The sequence below is a fragment of the Paenibacillus sp. yr247 genome (assembly GCF_900103825.1).
Taxonomy (GTDB): domain Bacteria; phylum Bacillota; class Bacilli; order Paenibacillales; family NBRC-103111; genus Paenibacillus_E.
This window is the reverse complement of sequence record NZ_FNIF01000003.1, coordinates 76,577-94,461: the sequence shown is the minus strand read 5'-3', so window position 1 is coordinate 94,461 and position 17,885 is coordinate 76,577. Positions and strand designations below refer to the sequence as shown.

The window sequence follows — 17,885 nt, the reverse complement described above, 5'->3', positions numbered from 1 at the left end:
ATTAATGCATTTTCATTGATATCAATGTAAGTAATATAGGGCTGTTTTTATCTGTTTTAGAGATAAGGACGGCCTTTTTCTAATGGTTAAAATCATAATCGTTTTCGTCCTAGTTCTAGGAGCGAGAACGATTTTTTGCTTTACGCTGTTGGTAATTAGCCTAGCATTCAAACTGGTGAAACTCAGCGCATTCCATTACAATAATAACTAACAGTTTAAGCGTAGAGGATGGTTGAGATGGTTTGGAATATGAATTGGACGTTTCTACGGCTTGCGATCTTATTTGAAACGGTGGGAACTACGGCAATGTTGGCTCTTAAGCAGCTCGATGTCAGTTTGGCCTATGCGATATGGTCGGGTGTAGGGACCGCACTCATCACGATCATTGGAATTTGGTGGTTCAATGAATCGGTTTCCATAATGAAGATGATTTCAATTGTTCTTATCATTTTAGGAGTAATTGGTTTACATATAAGCAGCGCTGGGGACGAAGTTCAATCGAAGACCTCGCAAAGGCAAAATTCTTTAACAATGATAAACTCAGATACGAATAAGTAGATGAATATAAGGAGCGAAAACCTATGAATGAACATCGATTTGAACTAAAGGCAGAATGGACCGGAGGATTGGACGGAACAGGTAACATCCGAGCAGGTAACCTGGTCACGGCAATCTCGGTTCCAAGCCAATTAGATGGTCCTGGTATCGGGACGAATCCGGAAGAGATGCTGCTTGGCGCGGCAGGGACCTGCTATCTCATCACGCTCAGCATTCTGCTGAAGCGGCTAGGCATTACAACGATTGAGCTTAACTCGGAGATATTCGTGCAAAGCAGTCCGGCAATGAAAGTAGATAAAATCATACACCGTCCGCGAATTTCCGTTCCCATTCATACTTTGCAAGAGGAACTGGATAAAATAAGCAAAGCGGCATATCGCGCAGAGCAGACTTGCATGATCAGCAAAGCTTTAAAAGGTAACGTTGAAGTAACTGTGGAGCCTGAAATTTCTCTTGTTCAAGAGTAGATGATTTTATCCCTGAAGCAACCAAACCTATCCCTAGGAGTGTAAATTACGGGTCATTTATAATCAATAGTAAGGAATGAAAAGGCGCCAACACTAGGATGGTGCCTGATTCGGTTTGGAAGGGGTCTGCCATTGGCGATGAATTTGAACAAAAAAGTCTTTATCGGTTTTTTAATCTTCATAATTATCCCTTTGTTCGTGCTGGGATCAGCTGTGTATACGGTATCACAACAGCTAATCGAGAAAAAATATGGCGATTTGACCGAGGTTACTTTGCAGGCGATTTCCCGTAACATTTATTACATGTTCAAGGAAGCGAATTACTTTTCCGACTTTTGGATGGTAAAAGACAGCATTCAAGGTATTTATCGAACAATTGAGGTAAAGCCGAATGAAGATTCGCCCTCCTCTTATGATTTGAATACCTTAGATACATTGCTCCGCGGCTCGATTTTGACCTATTCCCCTATACAATCGGTCGTGATTTACAACAATGCCGGTAAATCGTTTAGTGCTGGGCGTACAAGTGGAAGTGCCTTGCCATGGACGGTGCTGATGAAAAGCACGGCATTTGGGCAAATACAGGAATTAAACGGAAGTCCGCTTTGGATAGGTCCTTCCGAGTATAAGGAGTTCGGGGCTGGCCGCGGGGAGTTCTATCAAGCAAGAATGGTCAAAGATTTCTGGACGATGGACAACCTTGGCTTTATGCTGCTGAAGTTTAAATTTAATGAGCTTGATCAAATTTTCAAATCATACAATACGAATGAGGAAAGCTCGAAGCGCTATTTGCTTGTCAATAAGAGTGGACTTATTTTTTATGATAATAAACAAAATCTAGAAGGTGCCAATGTGCTTCTGCTGCTGCAAGGCAAATTGGATCTGCAACAAAGCAATCACAGTTTCCAAGCGAATTTTCAAAATGAAAAAAGCTTAGTTTCACTCTATCATTTAAATATTAATCAAATGGGTGTGCGGGATTGGAGTGTCGTGTCTATCACCTCATGGAAATACGTAGCTGGTGAAATTGAGACGATTATGAAACTGGTTGCCGGGATTACGTTCATCTGTTTATTTTTTGCGCTGGTGTACAATCTGGTGTTCGTTCGACGAATTATTCAGTTGATTTTACGTATGCTTTCTTCAATGAAAAAGGTTGAACGCGGAGATCTGACGACTCGTATGGAGGAAAGCGGTAAGGATGAGACGTCTGCACTCGCCAGAGGGTTCAATAGTTTGGTTGTACGAGTGGAGGATCTTCTGGAAGAAGTCAAACGACAACAGGATCGTAAAAATAAGGCTGAGCTTATGCTGCTGCAAGCCCAGATCAAGCCTCATTTTCTTTTCAATACACTGGAATCCATTAATGTGTTAGCGATCCAGAACCAAGGAAAAAAAGTCAGCCAAATGGTATATCGACTTGGTAATTTGCTGCGCATTGGGATGGAGAGCAGAGAAGAAATTTCGTTGAAGCAAGAGCTGGAGCATTTGAAAAGTTATCTCGAAATTCAGGAATTCCGCTTTGAAGATCAATTTCAATATGAAATTGAAGCTCCTTCCGAACTTTTGGATTTTCACATCCTAAAGCTTACTCTCCAACCGTTGGTAGAAAATATTCTGCAGCATGGCTTTGAACCTATTGCGTATATGGGTTTGATCTCGATAAAGGTTGTGAATGAAGGGGAACGAATTGGGATTTATGTGACTGATAACGGCATAGGCATTAGTGCGGATAAATTAGCTAAATTCCATTACAAAACAGAGCTGGAGACGCCATTTCATGAGATATTGGGCACGAATGAAGAGCGAAGAGGGCTCGGTGTCAGCAATGTAGCTGACCGCATACGGATCCAATATGGCTCACATTATGGCATGTTCATATGCAGTCAAGAAGGGCACGGAACGACGATGAAAATCGTGATCCCAAAAAATAAGGGGGAAGGCTTGTGAAGCTAAAGGCGATATTAGCAGATGATGAGCCTAACATTTTGCGTAATTTGCAGGCGGTCATTCCTTGGGATGAACTAGAGATCGATATTGTTGGAACAGCAAAGAATGGTATTGAGGCACTTGAGCTTTGCGGCTTGCATGTACCGGATCTGATCATGAGTGATATTCGTATGCCGCTTATGGATGGGATTACGTTCGTTCAAAAGCTGCGCGAAATCAATGAGGAATGTACGGTGCTGATGGTGACGGGGTATCAGGATTTCGAGTATGCACGCTCGTTAATGCGAGTTGGCGTAAGTGATTATATATTGAAGCCAATTAACTACGAGGAGTTAGAAAACTGTATTCGTAAATTGGCGAATGAAATCAGGGTTATGAAGCTAAGTAAGCAAGAGGAACAGCAGAAGTGGGGCAAAATGAAAAATTTAGCCTATGAGAAAATTATGCAGGACGTACTGATGAATTATACGGAAATTACGCCGAATACACTGCTTCCGATTGATAATATGGACCTTGAAACGCTTACGTATCTGTTCGCGATGATTGATGTCGATAATTACTCGCAGAAATCATTGCATTGGGCGGAAAAGGAGCGGAAGCTTTGGAATTTCGCGGTACGAAATGTACTTCAAGATTCTTTAACGGATGAGAAATTGAAGTTCACGGTACTCCAGATGCGCGAAGGCGAATGGTGCCTGCTTATTCAATGGGATGAAACCGATGAAAGTATGGTGCAGACTAAGTTGAGCGAAATTGCTGTTCAGCTGCAAAATGACGTGCTGCAATCGGTCAAATTAGGCATTAGTGTGGGCTTCTTCCCCGTTGCAGTTGGACTCCGTCAACTCTCTAACGCCTATCGGAAGCTGCAGCGATTCATGCAGCTTAATCTGGGGAAGCAGGAGTCTGTTCTGCTGTATAAGGAATCCAAAGAGCCTGCGGACGCGAACACTTCTTTGTGGTTTTTGGTGGAGGAAATTGTAACGGGGCTCAAACAGCTTAACCGTCTCAAAACAGAGGACGCATTGAACCGTTTGAAATTGCTGCTAGAAGGCTTGCCCGACAGTTCCTTTGCCAGGGCCTATCAGATGCTGCACTTCCTCATTCTTCACTTACTGCGCGAATTACGAGAGATGAATACACTCAATATTCAAGAGGAAGAACAGGTCTGGAGCCTACTGGATAAAAGTGAAAGCATTCAGCACCTGATTCAGGTCATGGTACAGCTCGTAGCACTAGGGCTGGAAGGGACGAATAAGAAGAAAAACAGCGAGCTGCTTATGGCAGCTGCGAAAGAATATATAAGAACTCACTATTCGAAAGATTTCGGAATCGAGGATATTGCGAGTTCACTCGGCATCAGCTCCAGCTATTTTAGCTTACTATTTAAGCAGCATTTCGGGGAAACTTTCGTTGAATATGTTACGAAGCATCGGATGGAATTGGCGAAATCCATGCTGCTTCACAGTGATAAAAGTATTACAGACATCGGGAAATCGGTGGGGTACATAGAACGACGATATTTTACCAAAGTATTTCAGAAGTTTACCGGCGAAATTCCATCGGAGTATCGTGATAAGCGCAAGGAAGCTAAGTAGAGGAATTTGCCCCTTTATTAGGAATTTGTGGATCTATAGGATGAAGAGGCGTTATTTTATACTTAAATTGCAAGCTTAAAGGAGATCAATGAAGATGAGAAAAGGAACGTTGATTTCGGTGGCAGTCTTAATGGGTGCAACGTTCATCGTGTCTGCTTGCAGCAGCTTAAGTTTGAACAAGGATCAAAATCACCGTAATGTGGATGAAACGCCTAACCATCCAGCGGCTAAAGGAGATCCGATCCTTTTGACTCTTCGTCATACACAAGTGAAAGATACGCAGAAGAAGCGCCTGGCGATGCTGCAGGAGGTTGTGAAAGCAACGGAGTCGAAGGTGCCAGGCTTGTCCATTACCTTAGATGGAGTAGAGGATAAGGTCAATCGTTTTGAGAAGCTAAGAGCGGAGATGGCCGCTGGAAATCCACCGGAAATATTCGACTTGTTCGGCGGAACCGATACGAAGGATTATGTAAAAGCGAACAGGCTGCTTGATCTGACGCCAATATTGAATGACCTGGGACTAATGGATAAGTTCTATAGCTTTGAGGAGTTTACAGTTGACGGTAAAATTTATGGTATTCCGATGGCGGGGTATGTCGAGGGATTGTACTATAATAAAAAGATTTTGGCGGATCATCAAATGAAAAGGCCTCAAACATGGGATGAGCTTCTAGCAGCTGCCGCGAAGCTTAAAGCACTGAAAATAACGCCGTTCGCACTGGCGGCCAAAGATTCCTGGGTCATTAACATGATGAGCAATACGATGTGGGTGCGCACTGCCGGCCCCGATTCAATTGAGGGCTTTTTGGATGGAAGTAAACGATGGACGGATCAAAATGTCGTGGATGCTTTCGAGAAATATAATACGTTGGTTAAAAAGGGGTATTTCCAGGAAGGCAGCTTAGCACTGTCTTATGCCGAGCAGCAAAATAAATTTAGCAGCGGCGAAGCGGCTTTCATGTTCGATGGCAGTTGGGCTAATACACCGCTGCTTGATCCTGAGAAGTCAGCCATTGTAAAGGATGTAGGCTTCATGAGTTTCCCGGCAATGGGCGGTCCAGGTGATGGCTATATCAATGGCGGATGGTCTAATGCCTATGGCTTTTCCAAGAAAGTGACGCCAGGTCAGCTTGCGGCGATCAAGGAGTTCATAAAACAAATGTACAATGAATCTATGCAAAAAAGACAGCTTGTCGAAGAGGGAATGCCGCCTGCAATGAAGCTTCAGGATACGAGCAATGTGAATCCGCTCATTACGGAAATTTTGACTGTTTTTGCTAGCAGTAAAGGTGCTTTCCCAGCCTTTGACTCCCATATCCAAACGAAAGTCCGGGAAAAATTAGAGCGCGGTATGCAAGAATTAATCGGTGGAAGAATAGATCCGGTCTCTCTGATGGCGGACATACAGAAGCAGCAAGAAGCTTCGAATAAGGAAGAAACCCATACCAAATAGTAGGTTGATATGATGATGTCGCTTCGTTATGGTTTAGCGTTATCCCCGTTGTGCTGATCTTTCTTATTTTGCAAAAGCGGATCATTGTAGGTATTAAAGTATAACCCACTCACTCTAGGAGCGTGTCATTTATGTCATCCTCATCAAGCCATCATCATCAACCTTTAAGCTTGCGTCAAAAAGTTGGTCAACTGTTTATTTGTGGCTTTGAATCCTTGGAGCCTAATGCTTCAATTACCCAATTAATTGAAAAGTACGGGCTGGGAGGTGTCATCTATTTTCGTCGCAATGTAAAAGATGCGCACCAATTGGCTCATTTATCAGCTGAGCTGCAAGCTATGAGCCTTCGCAGCGGCGGCCAGCCGTTATTCATTGCGGTAGATCAAGAGGGGGGCATGGTTTCCCGTATTGAAAAAGGAGCAACATTGCTGCCGGGAAATATGGCCTTGGGGGCTGCTTTTGCACCAGCCGGCGTTTATGCAAGCTCAAAGGTGATGGGGAAGGAATTACGTCAAATGGGCGTGAACATGAACTTCGCGCCATGCTTGGATATTAATAATAATCGATTGAATCCGGTCATCGGGGTACGTTCTTACGGTGAAACCGCTGCGATTGTAAGTGATATGGGCACTCATGCTGTGAAAGGCCTACAGGACATGGGCGTTATTGCCACGGTCAAGCATTTCCCTGGGCATGGGGATACGTCAGAGGATTCTCACCATGATCTTCCGGTTGTCCCGCACAGTATGGAGCGGCTGATGGAGCTTGAGCTAGCCCCTTTCGTAAAAGCGATTGAAGGCGGTGTAGACGCCATTATGACGGCGCATGTTGTGTTCGCGGCACTTGAGGAAAACGGTGTTCCCTCGACGCTTTCGTATCGCATTTTAACCGAGCTGCTGCGTGAGAAGCTTGGCTTCAAAGGGCTAATCGTAACGGACTGTCTGGAGATGAAGGCGATCTCTGAAGGTATCGGGGTGGCTGAAGGTGCCATTCGTGCGATTGAGGCCGGTTCTGATATCATTTTAGTTAGTCATTTGCTGGATCGCCAAGTTTCCGCGATAGAAGCGGTTATTGCAGCGGTTGAAAGCGGACGAATTCCGGAGTCGCGAATTGATGAGTCAGTGCTGCGGATTATGACCTATAAATATAAGAGAGAGATTCGTTTTGAAACATTAGCCCCGATTCCAGAAGGACCTATTTCTACACCAGAGCATCAGCATCTGGCTAAAGAGCTTAGCCGCAAAAGCATTACGCTGGTTAAGGATGAAATCGGTAAATCCCTCGAAATGAATAAATCGACGCTTGTCATCTGGACGGAAGTGCAAAAGGGAACAGAGATCGATGAGATTGTTGATCGTAATGGCACCCTAGGATGTGCTTTGTCTGAAATAGCAGGAAAGCACGTTGAAGAGGTTTACTTGGGATTGTATCCTTCTGATGTAGAGATATCGTCTGTACTGGAAGCTTGTGAGGGCAAGAATCAAGTTGTCATGGTCACTTATAATGCGACATTCTCTCCTGGACAGACCCGGTTGGTTAGGGAGCTAGCTCGAAGAGATGAAGTGCATTTCATTGTGGCCGCTGGTCGCAATCCGTATGATTTGCTTGAGTTCCCTGAGGTGAAAACGTATTTGGCTTGTTATGAAAATCGTCCGCTTGCAATGGTATCCCTCGCGAATGTGCTGCTTGGGAAAGAGAAAGCGGTTGGGCGGCTGCCTGTAACGTTATCAGATCAGTATCCAATTGGTTGGAGACAGGATTGATGGGACAGGGGGTGTCGTCACCTTCGCCGCGAATCTCGGCTTGCGAGACGTTGTCGTCGCCGCCTTATTGTCGGACCAGGGATGAGCAGTGAGTCACTTACAAATATGACCAGTCATATGACCTATTGCACTAGACGTTAAACACCCTTTTGGGTTACAGTAAATGAGGTTTGTGAAACTTTATTAGTTCCGATTACGTCGGAATGAGGTCTAGTTTTATGGAACTATCTATTTACGAAGGGGTGTTTTTTTCTATGTCACAAGCAATTTCTTCTAATGCGCCGACGATGCGTTCTTTTTTTGCAAATCGCTTCGTTCAGTCCATTATGTTATCGGGTATTTTCCTTCAAATCGGAATTTGGATTCGTAACTTTGCAATTCTTCTCTATGTGACTGACATGACGAATAACGATCCTTACTCGGTTTCCTTGATTTCAGTTGCCGAGTTTGCACCGATCTTTATTTTTTCTTTTATCGGCGGTGCTTTTGCTGATCGCTGGCGGCCCAAGCTGACGATGGTTTGGTGCGATATTCTGAGTGCAGTCTCCGTGTTTGTCATAATGGTTACCCTGTATTATGGATCATGGAAAGCGATCTTTTTTGCCACATTAGTATCCTCCATCCTATCCCAATTCTCACAACCATCCGGGATGAAGCTGTTCAAGGTTCATGTGCATGAGTCCCAAATGCAAATGGGGATGTCGTTGTTTCAATCGATGATGGCTATCTTTATGATCTTGGGTCCTATCATGGGGACCTTCGTCTACTATCACTTTGGTATCGAAGTCGCAGTAGCCATTATGGGGGTTTGCTTCTTGCTTTCTGCACTTGTTCTGACGTTTCTTCCAGCCGATCGTAAAGCTGACCGAGGTGCTGAACAACCATCTACCCACATTTTTGCTGAAATGGGTGAAGGCTTTCGTTATGTGCAGAAAAATAAAATGCTTGTCACCTTAGGTGGATGCTTTGCTGTAGCTGGTCTTGCTATTGGTCTAATCAGTCCACTTGGTATCTATCTGGTCACGGAAAATCTAGGCTTGCCTAAAGAGAACTTGCAATGGTTCATGGCGACGAATGGTATCGCGATGATTATCGGCGGAGGCCTGACGATGGGCTTTTCTAAAAAAATGTCACCGCAAGCTTTGTTAATATTAGGGATGTCAGTAAGTGTCGTGACGTTTGCAGCTATGGGCATGACACATTTTCTGTGGCTTGCACTTTTGATGCAATTTCTTTCCGGACTTGTCCTGCCTGCCATCCAAATTGGTATTAATACGATGATTCTGGGTAACACTGAGGAAGCGTTTGTTGGTCGTGTAAATGGTATTTTGAACCCTCTGTTTATGGGAGCCATGGTCCTCACTATGAGTTTGGCCGGAAGTATTAAGGCCTCCTTCTCCCTTGAAATGATCTATATCACATCAGCGGCACTTTTTCTAATTGGTGTATTCATTATGCTGCCTTCGCTGAAATATAAGCCAAGTGTTACGGCGCAACCGAGCAACGAGTAATGCAAATATGCGAAGCCTTCCGATTTTCGGGAGGCTTTTTTTGTGTACATCGCTTATATGTATACTTTTTAATGAAAAAAGTAAAATAATCATTGACATTAAGTTGAAATAGGGTGATTATATACTTATTTATAAATATAAGTACAAATGAGGTGCTGCTCTATGCATGTGCTTAAGACGGCTAATCTTACGAAAGATTATGGCAACCATCAAGGGATTTTCGATGTTGATTTGGAGATTGACCAAGGTGAAATATTTGGCTTCATTGGACCCAATGGTGCAGGAAAGTCCACGACTATTCGATTACTGATGCAGCTCAATGCTCCGACAAGAGGAGAGATTCATCTTTTTGGCCAGCGCGTGATTGGTGACAGAGCCGATTTGCGAAAGAGGATTGGTTATTTACCATCCGAAATTCATTTTTATCCGGATATGACCGGAAAACAGGCATTGGAGTTAGCTGCTGCGGCCTATGGCTTAAGCTTGAAAAACACACGTGCAGCCGTATACGCGGAGAGACTTCAATGGGACATGAGCTCGAAAATCCGAACTTATTCACTAGGTAATCGTAAGAAGATGGGGATTGTTCTTGCCTTGCTGCATGAGCCGGAGTTATTTATTCTTGATGAGCCGACCTCAGGGTTAGATCCATTAGTTCAGCACTCCTTTTTTGAGTTGCTGTCCGAACTGAAGAAGCAAAGAGGGATGACGGTTTTTTTCTCCACACATGTGTTGAATGAGGTTGAGAAAATTTGCGAACGTGTCGCCTTCATACGAGAAGGGAAAATACTGCGGACTTCCAAAGTAAGTGAATTATCGGAGCCGGGTGATCATGTCGTTGTGGTTGGCTTTCAAGAGTCGGGAGATCTAAGACTGCGTTACGGACTTAACCAATTGGATGGAAGTGTAACTTACGACGGCACACATCATCATCTGCGCACAGGTAGAAGGCTGAATGAAGTACTGGCAAAACTAGCCTTACTGCCGATTCAGGATGTGATGATTCGAAAGCCGACGGTGGAAGAATTATTTATGGCGTACTACCGGGACGAGGTGAAACAATAATGAAATGGAATCTAATTCTTCACGAACTGCGTCAAATTCAAAAAAGTGTACTATGGGCTATCTTCGTGTCTTCTTTGTTGATCGCTTTGCTTTTAATGAAAGCCGATTCCTATATTGGCAATCCCGAAATGATTAAGTTGATTGGTTCCATGCCCAAACCCCTCTTGGCCGCATTTAATATTGTTCCAGATAGTTTTAAGTCCTTTGAAGGGTATTTTGCAAGTCAGGCCTATACCATTTTAGTTTTGCTTTTAGGCTGCTTTGCCGCCATTTGGGCTGCTTCCTCCATAGCTAAGGAACTAGATCGGGGGACAGGTGAATTCTTGTTCGCGCTACCTTACACACGGGGACAGGTTTTCATTTCAAAAGTTGTCGCGCATTTCTTTTCGTTGACTTTGTTGTTTATCGTGGCTGCTTCGCTCACCCTGCTGATTGCCGCTTTAACCATTGGGGTGAATGATCCTGGAAATATCATACTGCTTACAACTGGCGGATACTTGATATGTCTACTTTTATCAGGAATTGGTTACATGCTGACACCTTTATTTACTTCAGAACGAACGTCGATGGCTGTCGGCTTTGGTATATTGCTTGGCTCGTTCATCCCGACTATTCTTGGTGGCGGCGGGCGGTTTCTTCAAAAGCTTTCTAAACTCAGCCCTATGCATCTCTTTGATGCAGCTGCTGTTGTTAAAGGAAGTGGGTTGACAGTTTCTGGGCTGCTAGTTACATTAGGAATATATATCGGCGGGATTTGGATTGGGAGCTATATTTTACAACGAAGGGATTTATCGTGACGGATGGTGAGTAAAAAGCAAAAAGTGATTGAAACAGGTATGCGCTTGTTCCTCGAACAAGGGATCTCACAAACGAATATGGAGCAAATTGCTGAACAAACGCCTGTTTCCAAGATGACCATTTACAACTACTTTCAAAATAAAGAAGGTCTGGTCGAACAGGTCGTCGATAAGCTGATTGCCGAGGGTCACCGTCTATTTCGTGAAGTTATGGATCAGGCGAAGGAGCCGATTGAGGCGCTCTCACTTTTTACGAAAATGGGGGATACGTTTGCCAAAAATATAACGGATATTTTCGTGACAGATCTGCGCGACTCCTTCCCGCATTTGATGCAGCGTATCCTTGACTTCAACCAGGATAAAATCATTCCGGAATTCGAAATGCTGATCTTCAAAGGACAGCAATTGGGACAAATCCGCAAGGATATTTCACCTCACATTCTAATCATGTATCTGACGTTTATGAAAGAATTTAGCATGAAAAGTAATTTGATGGCGGGTGCAGGCTCGCTAACGAATGTCAGAGAACAGCTAACGACGATTCTTTACCATGGTATTATAAGTTCTGATTACGCGCATAAAATATGAAAAAACTCGATCCCGCTGGTTATTATCAGAGAGATCGAGTTTTATTTTTTTACAAAAATGGCGCCCCGGCTTCTTTAAAGGCAATCTTCATTTCAGGTGTTACCTTTGAATCGCTGATAATCCCGATAGTTTCTTGAACTTCGCCTATCACAAATAAGGAGCTTCGGCTGAACTTGGAATGATCGGCAACGAGGTAAGTTTCCATAGATTGCTTCATCATTCGCCGATTGGTCTCGGCTTCCAGCTCGTTATAAATCATCATGCCGCGAGTTAACGAAATGCCGTCTACACCCATGAATGTCTTGCGAATGCTGAGATTATCTAATGTAGCATTGGCGAGCGGCCCTGACAGCTCGAAGGTTTGGGTGCGAATCACACCGCCAGTAAGAATGAGCTGCAGACCTTGTGTGCCGATTAGCTCATAGGCGATGTTCACCGCATTCGTGATGACGGTGAGATTCTTGAATTGGTTTAGCTTTTTAGCGATAAATGTCGTTGTTGTTCCACCTGTTAAACCGATGATATCGCCATCTTCAATGTAGCGCAGCGCCTTATCGGCGATTTCTTTTTTCTCATCGGTGTAAAGGTCCATTTTGTTGAAAAAGGGGACTTCGACCTTTAAGCTTTCTAGTACGGCACCGCCGAAGGTGCGAATGCAGCGCTTCTCTTGCTCCAGAATCTCAAGATCCCGCCGGGCTGTTGCTTCTGATACGGCGAATTGCTGTACGATATCGGTCAAGGCGATGGAGCCTTTATCTTTTATGGCTTGCATAATGGCATCTCGGCGAATATCTGTCTTTCCCATGGTACCTCCTAAAAGCTTCCCTGCAGGAAAGCTAACTAACATCGATACGATAAGTAAACTCTAATTTTTCATAAAAGATAACAATTATGTAGATAATGCTTACTTGTATCTTATCATGTCAACGGATAAGCCGTCTATCGGATGGCGTCGAAGAGTGAAAGTGAGAAGTACCTCCATAGCGATGAAAAAAACGCATAACGTCGTCCGATCCGTCGAGCTCACTAACAAAGGCTACAAAACCCAAAAAGCCCCGGCTCAATTATCATCCGGGGCTTCCATCTAAGAGACACGCTTACGCTGCCTTCAAAGGGGGTGCCGCAGCTACACAGTAGCTGCGGTCAAATCAAGCCATGCCAGCTCATGCGGAGTCAGCACGAGCTCCGCCCCGTCACGGCAAGAGTACATTTCGGCTTCGCTGCGCGGGCCGATGAGCGCGCATGCCGGGAACGGCTGGCTTAGCACGTAGGCGAGCGCGATTTGGATCGCGCTTACGCCTTTTTCCTGCGCCAGCTGTTCAGCGCGGCGCAGCCTCGTCCAGTTCTCGTCGCTGTAGAAGACGCGGACGAGGTCGGCATTATCAAGGTTCTCGGGCGTGAACCGCCCGCTAAAAAATCCGCGTGCCTGAGAAGACCAGGACAGCAGAGGAAACTGCCTGGCTTCGTGCCAATGCAGCGCCCCTTCATCAGTTGAGACGCAGCCGGGCCAGAACGGCTCGTTTGCTTTAGCCAAGCTGAGGTTAGGGCTGCTGAAGCTGAAGCCGATTAGACCATGCTGATCGGCATAGTCAGCTGCTTCTTGCAGACGCTCGTGTGTCCAGTTGGAACCGCCAAAGGCGCGGATTCGGCCAGCTTCCACATGTTCATTCAGCGCTTCGAGGATAACGCCAACCGGTGTCGCGGGGTCATCGCGATGGAGCGCATATAAATCTATGTAGTCGGTGCGCAGCCGTTCCAAACTGGTGAACAGATCACTGCGAATCGCTTCCGGATTCACTCTAGGTCCGTGCTCGTCATGATGAGCACCCTTGGTAAAGATGTTTATCGCATCGCGATTTCCCATTTCATCCAGCCATATCCCAATCGCTTGCTCGCTTTCGCCGCCACAATAGATGAATGCCGAGTCAATCGTATTTCCGCCTATAGCTAAATAATGCCCAAGGAGGTCACTGACTTCATGACCATTATCCAATCTAAAGAAATCGGATCCCATGATAAGTTTAGATACAGGTTTATCTAATCCTTTAATTTGAATGTGCTTCATAGTAGTTCATCCCAGCCTTTCGATTATGAATGGTTAATAACGATTCGAGAACGCTCTCTAGCTGATTTCAAACAAGCATCAATTAATTTCAAGTTGTTAATTGCATCACTTGCTGGGAAATGAAGCGACTTCTCTCCCCAAGCGGCATAAGCCAAATCGTCAGCCTGCAGCGCATATTGATTGAGGAAAGGAACCTTTTCTTCACGACGTTCATTTCCAACATAGACGATGAAATTACCCGATTCCTCTGTTGGCGTTATGAAAGCTGATGGGACTTCAAGGCGTCCATGCACGCCGACGATTTCGAGCGTATTACGGAAAGCGGCCCACATCCCGCAATCGAATGTTAGCGCAACATTGCCACTGAATTCGACTAAGCCAGACATCATCATATCAACATCATCATGCTCAGGTGAGAAGAAGGCATGAGTTGTTACAGCCTCGGGTTCTCTTCCTAACAGCATTCTTGCTGCACTCAACGGGTAACAGCCAACGTCATAGACCGAGCCGCCGCCCCATTCACGCACGTAGCGAACATTTTTGCTATCCCCAGGGTTACTAAAGGTGAATGTCCCATGAATACCACGAACGTCACCGATTTCTCCGGAGTCAATAATGGCTTTGATCCGCTCGTAGCGGGGATGATGTCTGTACATGAACGCTTCGGCAAACAACACACCTGCTTGGTCGCAGGCCGTGACCATTTCTTGCACTTCATCAGCAGTTAATGATGCTGGCTTTTCGCATAGCACATGCTTACCAGCTTCAGCAGCACGGATCGTCCACTCTTTGTGCAGATGGTTCGGAAGGGGGATGTATATGGCATCTATATCCGGATCCCCGACTAATTCTTCATAACTGCCATAAGCCTTTGGAATATGGAGCGCAGCCGCAGTTTCCTGTGACTTCTGCAAATTACGGCTCGCAATAGCGCTTACAATTCCAGTTTTAGACTGTTTAATCCCAGGAATGCAAGCCTTAAGGGCAATATTGGCGCAACCTAGAATTCCCCAACGAAACTTTTTCATTGCTGCATATCTCCTTTAGTAAAATAATTATAACGTTATATTGTTATTATAAAACGAGTTATTTAAAATGAATATGATAATATATTGCATTGGCTATCGGAATATTGTCATTAAGTAAGGAGGCCATATAGGATGCAAAGGCAAGTCATGCTGCCAAAGCTGCAGCGATCTTCTTATTTCATTTTTCCAGAATCCGTTGGCTGGTATCGTGACGTCCCCAATCATTCTGTCTATCGACCCGAAGGGTTATGTGAAACCTTCAGCTTACATTTTATCGTATCGGGCAAAGGATATGTGGAGATGGAAGGTGAACAGTATCCGATTCAAAAAGGGGATGCTTTCCTGTTTTTTCCGTATCAAGAACAAAAATACTACAGCTCCAAGGAAGATCCATGGAATGTCCGTTGGGTTCACTTTTATGGGAGCCATGTCAAGGAGTTTATGCTGGAAAAAGGATTTCTACGTACCTTATGGACGTTAAAACGGTGGAATGAACTAGAAGAGGCATTTCACGAGCTGCTGCAGGAAGCGGAGACGACGAACATTCTTCGGACAACGAATCTCTCAACGCTGACGTATATGATTCTGAGTGAATTCATGAGCTATGCGGCACCTTTAACGGGAAATCGCGGTATGGAGTCTGTGGATCGCATTCTTGCTTTACTTCCCTCGATGCAGCAAAAAGCCTGTCAACCGTTTATCTTGGAAGAATGGGCGGAGCTGACAGGCGTTAGCACATACTATTTCTGCAAATTATTTCGCAAAGCCATGTCGATGACGCCGCTATCCTTCATTACCCTTTGCCGTATTCAATTCGCTAAACAGCGTTTGATTGAAAAGGAGAACTTATCGATCAAGGATATCGCGAAGGAATCAGGTTACGCCAGCGCAAGCTACTTCAACCAGCGGTTCCAGGAGCATGAAGGCATGACACCGAGCGAGTTTCGAAGCTTGTACGTCAAAGGTTTATTTGGTTAGTGAAGTAACGCCAATTCTTTTAAAAGTTTCATCCATAGGGAATTAGGGCTTCGTCATTGAACCAAGTCGGTACGATTTGTTTAGTACTACATAAACTTAGTACTTTTGGAAAAGACTGAGGCAAGGTAACCTGAGTTTAACGATAGTAACAGGGGGACTGAGCCATGAAAGAGACGGAAGACAAGAGAGAAAATAACAACATGCCATTTACACGTAATCGGCATTTGCAAATAATGATCGTTATTTATGTGGGTATCTGGATCTGGATGGCTGTATCGCCTTATAACAGATTCGATTGGGTTCTGGAAAATCTGTTGATTTGGGCAGCGCTTATTGGCCTCGTGAGTACGTATAAGCTCTTCTCATTTACGAATCTGTCTTATGCCTATTTCGGTTTATTCTTGGTGCTGCATACAGTTGGGGCTCATTATTCGTATAACGAAAATGTGGTGGATGTCTGGCTGAAATTTATTTTTCATTCGGAACGCAATAATTATGATCGTTTGGTGCATTTTAGCTTTGGACTGCTGCTCGCCTATCCGATACGGGAAGCGCTGAGTGTTTGGACACAGCTTGGCCGTAGATGGCTTTATGTGATTACGTGTGTCATTGTTTTAGCCATGGGGGCATTTTACGAGCTCATTGAAATGTGGGTGGCATTGCTTGTTGCTCCTGAGATTGGAACGTTGTTCCTTGGAGCACAAGGTGATCCATGGGATACGCACCATGATATGGAGGTTGCCCTGTATGGTGCGGTGATTGCGATAGGGATGACTGCAGTATGGCGTAAGCTGAAAGAAGTCGGAAAAGATAAAAGCTGAATAAGCATGCATAAAGAGAACATAAAAAGCAGAAATAGGAAGTGTGGAGGCTGGTAGGCAATGTCAGTAGGAGATCAAAGGGAATTGTATTGCTATGTGGGTTCCTATACGGATGAGCAGAACAAAAATGGCATCCATTTATATGCGTTCAATCCTCAGAACGGGGGGATGAAGCTGGTGGAGGCGTACACTGATTTGCCAAATGCTTCGTTCCTTGCTCTGAATGGTGAACGGACAGTGTTGTATGCAGTGAGTGAGACAGAAACGTATAACGATTGTTTCGGAGGTTCCGCCGCGGCTTATGTGGTAGAAGCCGGAACCGGAAAGCTGAAGAAGTTAAACCAGCAGCCAACAGGTGGATCGGCACCTTGTTATATTAGCTTGGATCAGACGAACCGTACGGTGTTTGTGGCGAATTACTTAAGCGGAAGTGTGACCGTTTATCCGGTTGAAGCGGACGGAAGGCTTGCTGAGGCAACGCAGTTGGCGAAGCATGAAGGGCCATTAGGGCCGCGTGCGGATCGCCAAGAGGCTCCGCATGCGCATTCGATTGTTCCATCTCCGAACAATCGGTATGCGATTTCAGCCGATCTGGGTCTCGATCGGCTGCTGGTAAGTAGGATTGACGCGGATTGCGGCGTGCTTATGCCGCATGGCGATGCGGCGATGAAGCCGGGCGCAGGCCCGCGGCATTTGGTGTATAGCGCGGATAGCCGGTACGTGTACGCGATCAATGAGCTGGACAGCACAGTTACCGTGCTGGGCTATGAGGCGGACGCGGGAGTTCTGACCGCGCTCCAGAGTCTTTCGACGCTGCCGGAAGGCTTCAGCGGCGAGAACACATGCGCGGACATCCATCTCTCGGGAGATGCCCGCTATGTGTATGCATCCAACCGCGGACACGATAGTATCGCGGTTTATGGAGTTGACCGACAAAGCGGCACGCTGTCGGTCGTGGGTTGGCAGGCGACGCTGGGGCGGACGCCGCGGAACTTTGCATTGTCGCCGCAGGGGGAGTTCCTCCTCGCGGCGAACCAAGACTCGAACAGCATTACGGTATTCCGCGTCGATGCGGAGACCGGAATGCTGCATGAAACCGGGCAATCGGTAGCAGTACCGCGACCTGTTTGCATCAAGTTTCTCTAGGGCTAGAGGAAACTGAAATGACCGAGTACTCTCACAGCGAGGGCTGTTTGGGCGTTCGGTCTTTTTTGTAAGAATAGCCACGTGGTGTCTTTGGATCCGT

At 45.4% G+C, this 17,885-nt stretch carries 16 protein-coding genes; 13 read left to right on the top strand and 3 right to left on the bottom strand.

The genetic code is table 11. The features are described 5' to 3' along the window. Nucleotides 1-249: 249 nt before the first annotated feature. The 10 genes from BLT91_RS09465 to BLT91_RS09420 all read left to right on the top strand — a co-directional run bounded on the left by BLT91_RS09465 (nt 250) and on the right by BLT91_RS09420 (nt 11,747). A complete protein-coding gene (locus tag BLT91_RS09465) occupies nt 250-558 on the top strand; it encodes a DMT family transporter (RefSeq protein ID WP_090820557.1) in 309 nt (102 codons plus the stop codon). A 23-nt stretch (nt 559-581) separates the two neighbouring features. Continuing rightward, complete coding sequence (locus tag BLT91_RS09460) at nt 582-1,025, top strand: OsmC family protein (protein ID WP_090820085.1); 444 nt, start codon at nt 582-584, stop codon at nt 1,023-1,025. Nucleotides 1,026-1,163: 138 nt separating this feature from the next. After that, nucleotides 1,164-2,975 (top strand): sensor histidine kinase, encoded by a 1,812-nt coding sequence (locus tag BLT91_RS09455; RefSeq protein WP_141224965.1) that lies wholly within the window; start codon nt 1,164-1,166, stop codon nt 2,973-2,975. Beyond that, nucleotides 2,972-4,570, top strand: a complete 1,599-nt coding sequence (locus tag BLT91_RS09450) for a response regulator (protein WP_090820079.1) — start codon at nt 2,972-2,974, stop codon at nt 4,568-4,570. Before BLT91_RS09455 ends, BLT91_RS09450 begins: the two co-directional genes overlap by 4 nt. A gap of 94 nt (nt 4,571-4,664) precedes the next feature. Further along, a complete protein-coding gene (locus BLT91_RS09445; RefSeq protein ID WP_254776861.1) occupies nt 4,665-6,023 on the top strand; it encodes an extracellular solute-binding protein in 1,359 nt (452 codons plus the stop codon). Between the two features lie 131 nt (nt 6,024-6,154). Further along, entirely contained in the window at nt 6,155-7,786 is a 1,632-nt protein-coding gene (gene nagZ, locus BLT91_RS09440; RefSeq protein ID WP_090820073.1) for a beta-N-acetylhexosaminidase, read from the top strand. A 254-nt stretch (nt 7,787-8,040) separates the two neighbouring features. Beyond that, nucleotides 8,041-9,297 carry an MFS transporter gene (locus BLT91_RS09435; RefSeq protein WP_090820555.1) on the top strand — a complete coding sequence of 419 codons (1,257 nt, stop codon included), beginning with the start codon at nt 8,041-8,043 and terminating at the stop codon, nt 9,295-9,297. Between the two features lie 162 nt (nt 9,298-9,459). Further along, on the top strand, nt 9,460-10,362 hold the full coding sequence (locus BLT91_RS09430; protein WP_090820069.1) for an ABC transporter ATP-binding protein: 903 nt from the start codon (nt 9,460-9,462) through the stop codon (nt 10,360-10,362). Then, nucleotides 10,362-11,159 (top strand): ABC transporter permease subunit, encoded by a 798-nt coding sequence (locus tag BLT91_RS09425; RefSeq protein WP_090820066.1) that lies wholly within the window; start codon nt 10,362-10,364, stop codon nt 11,157-11,159. The genes BLT91_RS09430 and BLT91_RS09425 overlap by 1 nt, the downstream gene beginning before the upstream one ends. Nucleotides 11,160-11,162: 3 nt before the next feature. Beyond that, nucleotides 11,163-11,747, top strand: a complete 585-nt coding sequence (locus tag BLT91_RS09420) for a TetR/AcrR family transcriptional regulator (RefSeq protein ID WP_090820063.1) — start codon at nt 11,163-11,165, stop codon at nt 11,745-11,747. 49 nt (nt 11,748-11,796) lie between these two features. On the opposite strand, the gene BLT91_RS09415 is transcribed toward BLT91_RS09420, so the two are convergent. The 3 genes from BLT91_RS09415 to BLT91_RS09405 form a co-directional block, all read right to left on the bottom strand. After that, nucleotides 11,797-12,552: a DeoR/GlpR family DNA-binding transcription regulator gene (locus BLT91_RS09415; protein ID WP_175532199.1), complete on the bottom strand. Its 756-nt coding sequence runs from the start codon at nt 12,550-12,552 to the stop codon at nt 11,797-11,799. 321 nt (nt 12,553-12,873) lie between these two features. Beyond that, nucleotides 12,874-13,812, bottom strand: coding sequence for an aldo/keto reductase (locus BLT91_RS09410; protein ID WP_090820058.1), 939 nt, complete (start codon nt 13,810-13,812; stop codon nt 12,874-12,876). A 23-nt stretch (nt 13,813-13,835) separates the two neighbouring features. Then, a complete protein-coding gene (locus BLT91_RS09405; protein ID WP_090820055.1) occupies nt 13,836-14,840 on the bottom strand; it encodes a Gfo/Idh/MocA family protein in 1,005 nt (334 codons plus the stop codon). A 132-nt stretch (nt 14,841-14,972) separates the two neighbouring features. On the opposite strand from BLT91_RS09405, the gene BLT91_RS09400 reads away from it, so the two are divergent. The 3 genes from BLT91_RS09400 to BLT91_RS09390 all read left to right on the top strand — a co-directional run bounded on the left by BLT91_RS09400 (nt 14,973) and on the right by BLT91_RS09390 (nt 17,785). Continuing rightward, nucleotides 14,973-15,818 carry an AraC family transcriptional regulator gene (locus BLT91_RS09400; RefSeq protein ID WP_090820052.1) on the top strand — a complete coding sequence of 282 codons (846 nt, stop codon included), beginning with the start codon at nt 14,973-14,975 and terminating at the stop codon, nt 15,816-15,818. Nucleotides 15,819-15,982: 164 nt separating this feature from the next. Next, nucleotides 15,983-16,639, top strand: coding sequence for a DUF2238 domain-containing protein (locus BLT91_RS09395; RefSeq protein WP_254776860.1), 657 nt, complete (start codon nt 15,983-15,985; stop codon nt 16,637-16,639). Between the two features lie 60 nt (nt 16,640-16,699). Continuing rightward, nucleotides 16,700-17,785 carry a lactonase family protein gene (locus tag BLT91_RS09390; RefSeq protein WP_090820048.1) on the top strand — a complete coding sequence of 362 codons (1,086 nt, stop codon included), beginning with the start codon at nt 16,700-16,702 and terminating at the stop codon, nt 17,783-17,785. Nucleotides 17,786-17,885 lie beyond the last annotated feature (100 nt).

Coding starts and splice junctions, on each gene's coding strand:
- BLT91_RS09465 (WP_090820557.1), top strand. CDS start 250: ATGAATTGGACGTTTCTACGGCTTGCGATCTTATTTGAAACGGTGGGA.
- BLT91_RS09460 (WP_090820085.1), top strand. CDS start 582: ATGAATGAACATCGATTTGAACTAAAGGCAGAATGGACCGGAGGATTG.
- BLT91_RS09455 (WP_141224965.1), top strand. CDS start 1,164: ATGAATTTGAACAAAAAAGTCTTTATCGGTTTTTTAATCTTCATAATT.
- BLT91_RS09445 (WP_254776861.1), top strand. CDS start 4,665: ATGAGAAAAGGAACGTTGATTTCGGTGGCAGTCTTAATGGGTGCAACG.
- nagZ (WP_090820073.1), top strand. CDS start 6,155: ATGTCATCCTCATCAAGCCATCATCATCAACCTTTAAGCTTGCGTCAA.
- BLT91_RS09435 (WP_090820555.1), top strand. CDS start 8,041: ATGTCACAAGCAATTTCTTCTAATGCGCCGACGATGCGTTCTTTTTTT.
- BLT91_RS09430 (WP_090820069.1), top strand. CDS start 9,460: ATGCATGTGCTTAAGACGGCTAATCTTACGAAAGATTATGGCAACCAT.
- BLT91_RS09425 (WP_090820066.1), top strand. CDS start 10,362: ATGAAATGGAATCTAATTCTTCACGAACTGCGTCAAATTCAAAAAAGT.
- BLT91_RS09420 (WP_090820063.1), top strand. CDS start 11,163: ATGGTGAGTAAAAAGCAAAAAGTGATTGAAACAGGTATGCGCTTGTTC.
- BLT91_RS09415 (WP_175532199.1), bottom strand. CDS start 12,552: ATGGGAAAGACAGATATTCGCCGAGATGCCATTATGCAAGCCATAAAA.
- BLT91_RS09410 (WP_090820058.1), bottom strand. CDS start 13,812: ATGAAGCACATTCAAATTAAAGGATTAGATAAACCTGTATCTAAACTT.
- BLT91_RS09405 (WP_090820055.1), bottom strand. CDS start 14,840: ATGAAAAAGTTTCGTTGGGGAATTCTAGGTTGCGCCAATATTGCCCTT.
- BLT91_RS09400 (WP_090820052.1), top strand. CDS start 14,973: ATGCAAAGGCAAGTCATGCTGCCAAAGCTGCAGCGATCTTCTTATTTC.
- BLT91_RS09395 (WP_254776860.1), top strand. CDS start 15,983: ATGAAAGAGACGGAAGACAAGAGAGAAAATAACAACATGCCATTTACA.
- BLT91_RS09390 (WP_090820048.1), top strand. CDS start 16,700: ATGTCAGTAGGAGATCAAAGGGAATTGTATTGCTATGTGGGTTCCTAT.